We start from the raw sequence: 8,897 nt of genomic DNA, 5'->3' as shown, positions 1-8,897 counted from the left end.
GAAGCCGGCAAGGTGCGCGCCATCGGTGCCTCCAACTACAGCGCCATGGACCCCGCCGCATTTCTGGGCGCTCGCGCTGTTCGTGAAGACCGACTACGCCAATGCCGGGGTTCCGATGCTGCCGGTGGTCGCGGGCGAGAAGGCCACGCGCACCCAGATCGGGCTCTACACCATTCCGATGGCGATCGCCGCGATCGCGCCGTGGCCGCTCGGCCTGACCGGCGCGCTTTACGGTATCACCGCCATCGCCACGACCGCGCTGTTCGCGCTCTTCGCCGCGCAGGTGGCGACGCGCATGGCCACGGACGGCGACTCGATGAAGCCCGAGAAGCGGCTGTTCGCCTATTCGATCTCCTATCTGTTCATCCTGTTCGCCGCGGTCGCGGCCGATCGGGGGCTCGCATGACCCCTGAAGAAGAAGACCTCGTCCGCGCCCGGCAGAAGTCGCGCGCCCGCGTGATGGCGCTGCTGCTGCTCGCCTTCGTCGTGCTGGTGTTCGCGATCAGCATCGTGAAGATCAGCGCCGGCATCCCGGTGAGGCACCCGTGAAGATCGACCGCAAGCTGCGCACCGCCCTGCTCGCCGTGCTCGGCGTGTGCACCATGACCGGCGTCGCCTTCGCCAGCGTGCCGCTCTACCGCCTGTTCTGCCAGGTCACCGGCTTCGGCGGCACCACGATGCGCGCGGAGGCCGCGCCCGGCGCGGTCGACGCCAAGATCACCGTCGCGTTCGACAGCAATGTCAGTCCCGCGCTCAGCTGGCAGTTCAAGCCCGAGGTCGCCTCGGACGAGATTTCGATCGGCGCGCGCGACATGGCGTTCTACACCGCGACCAACACCGGCACCGTGCCGATCACCGGCACCGCGACCTACAATGTCACGCCGCAGCAGGCGGGCAAGTATTTCAGCAAGATCCAGTGCTTCTGCTTCACCGAGCAGACGCTGAAGCCCGGCGAGACGGTGCGCATGCCGGTGATCTACTATGTCGATCCCAAGATACTGACCGACCCCGACACCAAGGACGTCGAGAAGATCACGCTGTCCTATACCTTCTACCCGGTCGATCCGGACAAGCCCAAGGGCTGAGCGGTGCCCGAGGGCGGCATTCGGGGCCCTCAACCACCATTGCACACGCTCACCTCACCCCTTAAGGCGGCGTTGAATCACGCCTAAACGAACAGGGACGGACGATGGCCGGCGCCAAGAACCACGACTACCATATTCTCCCGCCCAGCCCGTGGCCGATGCTGAGCTCGCTCGCCGCCTTGTGGCTCGCGACCGGCGCGCTGATGTGGATGAAGGATCATCCGCACGGCGTGTGGGTGCTGCTCTCGGGCCTCGTCGCCACCCTGTTCTGCATGGCGTCGTGGTGGGTGGACGTGATCAAGGAGTCCAAGGCCGGCGATCACACCCCGGTGGTGCAGCTTCACCTGCGCTACGGCATGATCCTGTTCATCGCCTCGGAAGTCATGTTCTTCGTCGGCTGGTTCTGGGCGTGGTTCGACTTCGCGCTGTTCCCCGCCGCGATCGCGGTGAGCGGCGAGCATGCGAGCACGGTCGAAGTGCTGCAGGACGCCGTCGCGCAGTTCCCGCCCAAGGGCATGGAAGTGCTCAACGCCTTCCAGCTGCCGCTACTCAACACCTTCATCCTGCTGCTCTCGGGCACCACCGTGACCTGGGCGCACCATGGCCTGATCCACAATCAGCGCGGCGGCGAACTCAAGGGCCTGTGGGGCTTCCTCGGCGTCGGCGAGAACGACGTGGTCAAGAAGGGCCTGTGGCTGACCATCATCCTCGGCCTGATCTTCTCGAGCATCCAGGCCTATGAGTACGCCCATGCGCCGTTCGTGTTCGGCAAGTCGAACTACAGCTCGGCCTTCTACATGGCGACCGGCTTCCACGGATTCCACGTGATCGTCGGAACGATCTTCCTGATGGTCTGCCTGCTGCGCGCCTATCAGGGCGACTTCACGCCGCGCCAGCATTTCGGCTTCGAAGCGGCGGCCTGGTACTGGCACTTCGTCGACGTCGTCTGGCTGTTCCTGTTCGTCGTCGTCTATGTCTGGGGCAGCGCGGGCGCGCCGGTCCACGGGTGACGGCGCCGGGCTGGCACCTCGCACAGGCCAATATCGGGCGGCTGCTCGCGCCGCCCGAGGATCCGCAGGTCGCCGGTTTCTTCGCCGAACTCGATCGCATCAATGCTCTGGCCGAGGCGAGCCCTGGCTTCGTGTGGCGGCTGACGGGGGAGGGCAATAACGCCACCGACCTCCAGCCGACGCCCGATCCGCAGCTGATCGTCAACCTCTCGGTGTGGCAAGATGCCGAGGCGCTGTTCGGCTTCGTCTATCGCAGCGCGCACACGCCGGTGATGGCGCGGCGCAAGCACTGGTTCGAGCGCTTCGACGGCCACTACCAGGTGCTGTGGTGGATCGGCGCGGGCGAGACGCCGAGCGTCAGCGACGTGTTCGCGCGGCTGTGGATGCTCGAGCGGTTCGGACCCAGCGCGCATGCCTTCACCTTCAAGGCACGCTTTCCCGCACCGGGACTGCCGGGCGCGCCGGTCGACATGCGGCCTGATCCCTGGTGCGAAGGTCGTGCCTGAACCGGCGCCGGAACCGGGCAGCGCGGGTGCCATTCCCGTTCCCGATTCCGCGTTCAAGGGTGCCTGCCCGCGATGCGGCGCGCCTTCCCTGTTTTCGGGCTGGGTGAAGTTCGCCGCGCGCTGCGGCAATTGCGGGCTCGACTATGCCGCGTTCAACGTCGGCGACGGTCCCGCGGCGTTCCTCACCTTGATCGTCGGCACGATCATCGTCGTCCTGTCGATCGCGCTCGAGCTCGCCGCCAGCCCGCCGATCTGGCTCCACCTGCTGCTGTGGATTCCGCTGACGGTGGTGCTGGTCGTGTTCTCGCTGCGCTGGGCGAAGGGCGCGCTGCTCGCGCTCGAATATCGCAATGCCGCGCGTGAGGGGCGCCTGAAGGAGCCGGGCGCATGAAGTTTCCGGTCGTCCCCACGATCATCGTCGCCCTCGCCGTCATCGCGATGATCGGGCTCGGCATCTGGCAGCTCGACCGGCGCGCCGAGAAGGCGGCGATGATCGCACGCTATGCCGGCAACAGCGCGCGCCCGGTGATGGCCTTCCCCAACCCGCCGATCGGCGACGAGCACCTCTTCCGCCGCGCTTCGGCGATGTGCCTCGAGGTGGTCGGCTGGAGCGAACAGGCCGGCCGCGCCGAGAGCGGCGCCAAGGGCTGGCGCCATATCGCCGAGTGCCGCACCGGGATCGAGGCGCTGACGGTCAAGTTCGACATGGGCGTCAGCGCCGCCCCCGGCGTGGAGCCGGTGTGGAAGGGCGGAGAGGTGATCGGCACGATCACCCATGCGCCCGACGCCACGCCTTTGCTCGCCGGCCTGTTCGGCAAGCGGCCGCCGCGCAGCCTGATGCTGGTCGCCGAGAAGCCCGCCCCCGGCCTCGCCGAGAGCGCGCGGCCCGACCCGTCGAGCGTCCCCAACAACCATCTCGCTTATGCCGTGCAATGGTTCCTGTTCGCGCTGGCCGCGGCGGTGATCTACGTCCTCGCGTTGCGCTGGCGCGACCGGAAGGCGGTGCCCCCGGCGCCCCCCGCCGAACCGGGGCCGCCGCAAAGCTAGACTTTCTTGCCGCTCGGCCCGCGCGCGGCTAACCCCGCGCCTCATGCGCTACCAGAGCACGCGCGGCGCCGCGCCCGAACTCGATTTCCGTGACGTGACGCTCGCCGGGCTGGCGCGCGACGGCGGGCTCTATGTCCCGGTCGAATGGCCGCGTTTCGGCCAAGCCGAGATCGCGGCCCTCGCCGGCCTCTCCTATGTCGAGACCGCCGTCCGCGTGATGGCGCCGTTCGTCGCGGGCAGCCTGACCGAGGCCGAGTTGCGCGAGCTGTGCGCGCAGGCTTATGGCCGCTTCAGCCACGATGCGGTGACCCCGCTGGTCCAGCTCGACCACCGCCACTTCCTGCTCGAGCTGTTCCACGGTCCCACGCTGGCGTTCAAGGACGTCGCGCTCCAGCTGCTCGGCCTGTTGTTCGAGCGCTTCCTCAAGGGCACCGACCAGCATCTCACGATCATCGGCGCGACCAGTGGCGACACCGGTTCGGCCGCGATCGACGCGGTGGCGGGGCGCGAGGGCATCGACATCTTCATGCTCCACCCGAGCAAGCGGGTGAGCGACGTGCAGCGCCGCCAGATGACCACGGTGCTGGCGCCGAACGTGTACAATGTCGCCATCGAAGGGAGCTTCGACGACGCCCAGGCGATCGTGAAAGCGGCCTTCGGCCACGACATGTTCTCTTCCCGCTTCCAGGTGACCGCGGTCAACTCGATCAACTGGGCTCGCCTGATGGCGCAGGTGGTCTATTATTTCTACGCCGCCGTCCGCCTCGGCGCGCCGCATCGCGAGGTCGCGTTCAGCGTGCCGACCGGCAATTTCGGCGACGTCTTCGCGGGCTATGTCGCGGCAAAGATGGGACTTCCCGTCGCGAAGCTGGTCGTCGCGACCAACGTCAACGACATCCTCCACCGTGCGCTCTCGGCGGGCGATTATTCGACCGGCACCGTCACGCCGACCGCCGCGCCGAGCATGGACATCCAGATCAGTTCGAACTTCGAGCGCCTCCTGTTCGACCTCGCCGGTCGCGACGGCGCCGCACTCGCGGAACAAATGCGCGGGTTCGAGGCCAGCAAGGCGATGCGTCTCACCAACGCCCAGCGCGAAGGCGCCGCCGCGCTGTTCGCCAGCGACCGCATCGACGCCGGCGAGATGGCGCAGGCGATGGCCTGGGCCGCGAGCCGCGCCGACGAGATCCTCGACCCGCACACCGCGATCGGCCTCGCCGCCGCGCGCCGCGCCGATATCGCCGCCGACGTGCCGGTCGTCACCCTCGCCACCGCGCACCCCGCCAAGTTCGGCGACGCGGTCGAGCGCGCCACCGGCATCCGCCCCACCTTGCCATCGCGCATCGGCGACCTGTTCGATCGCGAGGAGCGCTACGACGTCCTTCCCGCGACCTTCGAGGCGGTGACGACCTATATCGCCGAGCGCGCCACGCCCCGCTAAGGGGAGACGATGAACCTCGTCACTCTCACCGGCGAACCCTGGGCCGATTACGGCCTCGTCGACTCGGGCCATGGCCGCAAGCTCGAGCGCTATGGCGACTATCGCTTCATCCGGCCCGAGCCGCAGGCGATGTGGGCGCCCGCGTCCGATGGCTGGGACGCGCATGGCGAGTTCACGCCCGCGCCCGACGACGAGGGCGGCGGCCGCTGGGTGTTCTCCAGGCCCGTCCCGCGCGAGGGCTGGCCACTCGCCTGGGGCCAGGTCCGCTTCACCGCCCAGACCACGCCCTTCCGCCATCTCGGCTTCTTCCCCGACATGGCGCCGGTATGGAGCTGGATGCGCGAGCAGGTCGCCGGGGTCGAGGCGCCGGCCGTCATGAACCTGTTCGGCTATACCGGCGTCGGCACGCTGGCGATGGCCGCGAGCGGCGCGCAGATGGTGCATGTCGATGCCTCGAAGAAATCGGTCGAGGCCGCCAAGGGCAACGCCGCGCTCTCCGGCATGAGCGACAAGCCGATCCGCTGGATCATCGACGACGCGGGAAAGTTCGTCGCGCGCGAGGTACGCCGCGGCCGCCGCTATGACGGCATCCTGCTCGATCCGCCCAAATATGGCCGCGGCCCGACCGGCGAGGTGTGGCAGCTCGAACAGGACCTGCCCGGCCTGATCGCCAATTGCCGCCAGCTATTGGACGCCGACTCGCGCTTCCTGTTCCTCACCGTCTACGCGATCCGCATGTCCGCGCTGGCGATCGGCGAGCTGCTGAACCAGCATTTCGCGGACCTGGGCGGCAAGATCGAATGCGGCGAGCTCGCGGTGCGCGAGGAGGCGAGGGGACTGCTGTTGCCGACCGCGATCTTTGCGCGGTGGAGTCGGTAGTGCGATCCGTCATCCCGGCCCTGTGCCGGGATCCACAGTGCCGCGCGCGATGCGATCGAGCCTCTAGCTCAAAGCTAGCCTTCCGGTGGATCCCCGGCACAAGGCCGGAATGACGAAGAAATCGGAGGAATTCTAGCCCCGCCCCATCCGCATCGCCGCGCCGGCCACGAGCGGGCACCCCGCCACCAGCACCAGGCTCACCGCCCCCAGCAGCTTCATCGCGCTCGCGTCGCCCGTCATCGCGCCCGCGCCGAAGATCAGCAACGGCACCGCAAAGGGCAGCATCACCAGCCCCGCCACCGCCCCCGCGCCGCGTAGTCCAGCGGTCAGCGCCGCGGTCGCCACCCCCAGCGCCGCCAGTCCCGGCGTGCCGATCAGCAGCGCCAACAGCGCCGCGCGCGCCTGGTCGAGCGAGAGGTTGAGCAGGGCCGCCGCGATCACCGTCGCCACTAGCAGCGTCGGCGCGAAGCCCAGCCAATGCCCCAGCGTCTTCGCCGCCGCCACGCTCGCATCCGCCCAGCCGCGTACCGCGAGTTGATCGAGCATGCCGCTCTCCAGATCCGGCATCACCAAGCGCTCGACCGGAAGCAGCGCGGCGAGCAATGCCGCCGCCCAGATCACCCCGCCGCCGACTCGCGCAAGCAGCTTGGGCTCCGGCCCGATCGCGAACGGAAAGAGGATCGCCACCAGCAGGAAGAAGGCGACCGGCAGCGTCAGCCCACCCGCGGCCCACGCCCGCCGCAGTTCGCGCCGCACCAGGGAAGCGAAGCCGCTCATGCCGCCTCCCCGATCCGCACGCCATGCGCGCCAGGGATATGGATCGGCAGATGAGTCGCGACGACGACGATCCCGCCCGCCACACGATGCTCGGCGATCAGCGCGCCCAGCGTCGCCGCCGCCGCCTGGTCGAGGCCGTTGGCCGGCTCGTCGAGCAGCCACACCGGCGCGCCGCTCGCCACGACCCGCGCGATCGCCACGCGCCGCCGCTGTCCGGTCGACAGCAGCCGCACCGGTACCGGCGCGAGCCGGGACAGGCCCACCGCCTCGAGCGCCGCCTCGGCCGCATCGCGCCTTCGATCGAGACCGGCCCAGAAGCCGAGTGCCTTCGCCACCGGCAGCTCGGGATCCAGCGCCGCCGCCTCGGTCAGCAGCGCGCGCTCGCCTTCGACCGCCACGGTCCCCGCCGCCGGCTCGAGCAGGCCCGCCGCGATCCGGATCAGGCTCGACTTGCCCGCGCCGTTCGGCCCGGTCACCAGTGCCGCGCCGCCTTCCTCCAGCGTGAAGCTCAGCCCCTCGAACAGCAGCCGCCCGCCGCGCAGGCACGCGACATGGTCGAAGGCGAGCCTTGGCGCGCTCACCCGACGCTGTCTTCCAGCGCATGCATGTCGTCGTCCGACAAGCCGAAATGATGCCCCACCTCGTGCACCACGACATGGGTGATCAGCGCTTCGAGGCTGACTCCGGTATCGACCCATTCGTCGAGCAGCGGGCGGCGATAGAGGTGGATGGTATCGGGCCGGGGCAGCTCGCCCATGAACCCGTCCTTCTCGCCGACCGGGCGGCCGACATAGAGGCCGGTCAGCTCGAACGGGTCCTCGAACCCCATGTCGCGCAGCGTTTCCTCGTCGGCGAACTCCTCGATCACGAGCACCACATCGGCGAGGTGCGCCGCGAACGGCGCCGGAATGCGCGCCAGCGCCGCCCGTGCGAGCGTCTCCATCTGCGCGGCGTCCGGGGCGTAAGTCGCATTTTGCTCGGCCATCGTGCCTGCGCTATGCCCGAGCCAGGCAAGGGAGGGAAGGATGGTCGAGCAACTGAGCCAGGCGGAGCGCGAGGACGCGCTCGAGGGGCTGCCCGAATGGGACTATCAGGAGGGCCGCGACGCGATCACGCGCCGCTTCACCTTCGACGATTTCAGCCAGGCTTTCGCCTTCATGACTCAGGTCGCGCTGCTTGCCGAGAAAGCCGACCACCATCCCGAATGGTCGAACGTGTGGAATCGCGTCGACATCCTGCTCACCACCCATGACGCCGGCGGCCTGTCCGGCCGCGACATCGACATGGCCCGAGCGATCGACGCACTGGTCGAGTGATCTCATGGCTTGCAAAATCGGGTTTGGTCTGCTCCCCTAGAACGTCGCCGCCAAATTAGATCAAGCGGTACGGCGCGGAGGAGAGGGGTATGCAGGCGATCTTCATCACCGGCGGCGGATCGGGCATCGGCCGGGCCGTGGCGCAGCTCTTCGCCGCGCGCGGCTGGCGGGTCGGTCTCGCCGACATCGACGACGCCGGGATGGCCGAGACCGCGCGGTTGCTCGGCGGGGCGCCGGTGACCGTCCACAAGCTGGACGTGCGCGACCGCGCGGCATGGGGCGATGCGCTGGCGGATTTCGTCGCGGCGAGCGGCGGGCGGCTCGACGTGCTGTTCAACAATGCCGGAGTCGGCGTGGGCGGCAATTTCGCGCAGACCACGGTCGATGAGCTCGACCGCTGCGTCGACATCAACCTGATGGGTGTCGTCTATGGCGCCCATGCCGGACACCGCTATCTGAAGGACTCGGAGGGCTGCCTGCTCAACACCGCGTCGGCGGCGGGCATCTATGGCACGGCGGGGGTCGCGATCTACTCGGCAACCAAGTTCGCGGTGCGCGGCTTCACCGAAGCGCTCGACGCCGAATGGCATGGCGAGGGGATCCGCGTGCGCGCGCTGCTGCCGAGCTTCATCGACACCGCGATCCTCGACGGCACCCCGGTCGGCAGCAACGAGACGATGCGCGACCGCGTCCGCGCGGCGCGGCTCGAATTCACGCCGGTCGGGCAGGCCGCGCAGGCCGCGTGGGACGCGGTGCACGGCGACCGGCTCCATACGCTGGTCGGCAAGACCGCGCGCCGCATGTGGTTCGCCGCGCGCTTCCTGCGCGGCTCGATG

General features: G+C 69.0%; 14 protein-coding genes. 11 read left to right on the top strand and 3 right to left on the bottom strand.

The window, feature by feature from the left end; genetic code table 11:
• The 9 genes from ABDV68_RS16465 to ABDV68_RS16425 form a co-directional block, all read left to right on the top strand.
• Positions 1–406 (top strand): UbiA family prenyltransferase (locus ABDV68_RS16465; protein WP_343521192.1); only part of this gene is annotated, 406 nt, incomplete at its 5' end.
• Positions 403–549 (top strand): hypothetical protein, encoded by a 147-nt coding sequence (locus ABDV68_RS16460; RefSeq protein WP_343521191.1) that lies wholly within the window; start codon positions 403–405, stop codon positions 547–549. The genes ABDV68_RS16465 and ABDV68_RS16460, both read left to right, overlap by 4 nt.
• Positions 546–1,085, top strand: coding sequence for a cytochrome c oxidase assembly protein (locus ABDV68_RS16455; RefSeq protein ID WP_343521190.1), 540 nt, complete (start codon positions 546–548; stop codon positions 1,083–1,085). The genes ABDV68_RS16460 and ABDV68_RS16455 overlap by 4 nt, the downstream gene beginning before the upstream one ends.
• Positions 1,086–1,189: 104 nt before the next feature.
• Positions 1,190–2,095, top strand: a complete 906-nt coding sequence (locus tag ABDV68_RS16450) for a cytochrome c oxidase subunit 3 (RefSeq protein ID WP_343521189.1) — start codon at positions 1,190–1,192, stop codon at positions 2,093–2,095.
• On the top strand, positions 2,092–2,601 hold the full coding sequence (locus tag ABDV68_RS16445) for a DUF3291 domain-containing protein (RefSeq protein ID WP_343521188.1): 510 nt from the start codon (positions 2,092–2,094) through the stop codon (positions 2,599–2,601). Before ABDV68_RS16450 ends, ABDV68_RS16445 begins: the two co-directional genes overlap by 4 nt.
• Positions 2,594–2,992, top strand: a complete 399-nt coding sequence (locus tag ABDV68_RS16440; RefSeq protein ID WP_343521187.1) for a DUF983 domain-containing protein — start codon at positions 2,594–2,596, stop codon at positions 2,990–2,992. Before ABDV68_RS16445 ends, ABDV68_RS16440 begins: the two co-directional genes overlap by 8 nt.
• Positions 2,989–3,648 (top strand): SURF1 family protein, encoded by a 660-nt coding sequence (locus ABDV68_RS16435; RefSeq protein ID WP_343521186.1) that lies wholly within the window; start codon positions 2,989–2,991, stop codon positions 3,646–3,648. The genes ABDV68_RS16440 and ABDV68_RS16435 overlap by 4 nt, the downstream gene beginning before the upstream one ends.
• Before the next feature lie 43 nt (positions 3,649–3,691).
• Entirely contained in the window at positions 3,692–5,089 is a 1,398-nt protein-coding gene (gene thrC, locus ABDV68_RS16430; RefSeq protein WP_343521185.1) for a threonine synthase, read from the top strand.
• A gap of 9 nt (positions 5,090–5,098) precedes the next feature.
• The gene (locus tag ABDV68_RS16425; protein ID WP_343521184.1) at positions 5,099–5,968 is read left to right on the top strand and encodes a class I SAM-dependent methyltransferase; all 870 of its coding nucleotides are present in this window, start codon (positions 5,099–5,101) and stop codon (positions 5,966–5,968) included.
• Between the two features lie 132 nt (positions 5,969–6,100).
• Here ABDV68_RS16425 and ABDV68_RS16420 read toward each other — a convergent pair whose 3' ends face one another.
• Genes ABDV68_RS16420 through ABDV68_RS16410 form a run of 3 tightly spaced genes read right to left on the bottom strand, consistent with a single transcriptional unit; the run spans position 6,101 to position 7,730 of the window.
• Positions 6,101–6,745 carry a heme exporter protein CcmB gene (locus tag ABDV68_RS16420; protein WP_343521183.1) on the bottom strand — a complete coding sequence of 215 codons (645 nt, stop codon included), beginning with the start codon at positions 6,743–6,745 and terminating at the stop codon, positions 6,101–6,103.
• The gene (ccmA, locus tag ABDV68_RS16415) at positions 6,742–7,326 is read right to left on the bottom strand and encodes a heme ABC exporter ATP-binding protein CcmA (RefSeq protein ID WP_343521182.1); all 585 of its coding nucleotides are present in this window, start codon (positions 7,324–7,326) and stop codon (positions 6,742–6,744) included. Before ccmA ends, ABDV68_RS16420 begins: the two co-directional genes overlap by 4 nt.
• Positions 7,323–7,730 carry a metallopeptidase family protein gene (locus tag ABDV68_RS16410; RefSeq protein WP_343521181.1) on the bottom strand — a complete coding sequence of 136 codons (408 nt, stop codon included), beginning with the start codon at positions 7,728–7,730 and terminating at the stop codon, positions 7,323–7,325. Before ABDV68_RS16410 ends, ccmA begins: the two co-directional genes overlap by 4 nt.
• Before the next feature lies 1 nt (position 7,731).
• On the opposite strand from ABDV68_RS16410, the gene ABDV68_RS16405 reads away from it, so the two are divergent.
• Together ABDV68_RS16405 and ABDV68_RS16400 are read left to right on the top strand one after the other, a co-directional pair.
• Positions 7,732–8,061: a 4a-hydroxytetrahydrobiopterin dehydratase gene (locus tag ABDV68_RS16405; RefSeq protein WP_343521180.1), complete on the top strand. Its 330-nt coding sequence runs from the start codon at positions 7,732–7,734 to the stop codon at positions 8,059–8,061.
• 89 nt (positions 8,062–8,150) lie between these two features.
• A partial coding sequence (locus tag ABDV68_RS16400) for an SDR family oxidoreductase (protein ID WP_343521179.1) occupies positions 8,151–8,897 on the top strand: 747 nt, incomplete at its 3' end.

Source organism: Sphingomonas sp., from assembly GCF_039595165.1.
Taxonomy (GTDB): domain Bacteria; phylum Pseudomonadota; class Alphaproteobacteria; order Sphingomonadales; family Sphingomonadaceae; genus Sphingomonas.
The sequence above is the reverse complement of the archived record's forward strand: the minus strand, read 5'-3'. Positions and strand labels throughout refer to the sequence as shown.

Excerpts from the sequence above, each read along its gene's own strand:
- ABDV68_RS16460 (WP_343521191.1), top strand. The coding sequence starts at position 403 with ATGACCCCTGAAGAAGAAGACCTCGTCCGCGCCCGGCAGAAGTCGCGC.
- ABDV68_RS16425 (WP_343521184.1), top strand. The coding sequence starts at position 5,099 with ATGAACCTCGTCACTCTCACCGGCGAACCCTGGGCCGATTACGGCCTC.
- ABDV68_RS16450 (WP_343521189.1), top strand. The coding sequence starts at position 1,190 with ATGGCCGGCGCCAAGAACCACGACTACCATATTCTCCCGCCCAGCCCG.
- ABDV68_RS16420 (WP_343521183.1), bottom strand. The coding sequence starts at position 6,745 with ATGAGCGGCTTCGCTTCCCTGGTGCGGCGCGAACTGCGGCGGGCGTGG.
- thrC (WP_343521185.1), top strand. The coding sequence starts at position 3,692 with ATGCGCTACCAGAGCACGCGCGGCGCCGCGCCCGAACTCGATTTCCGT.
- ABDV68_RS16410 (WP_343521181.1), bottom strand. The coding sequence starts at position 7,730 with ATGGCCGAGCAAAATGCGACTTACGCCCCGGACGCCGCGCAGATGGAG.
- ABDV68_RS16435 (WP_343521186.1), top strand. The coding sequence starts at position 2,989 with ATGAAGTTTCCGGTCGTCCCCACGATCATCGTCGCCCTCGCCGTCATC.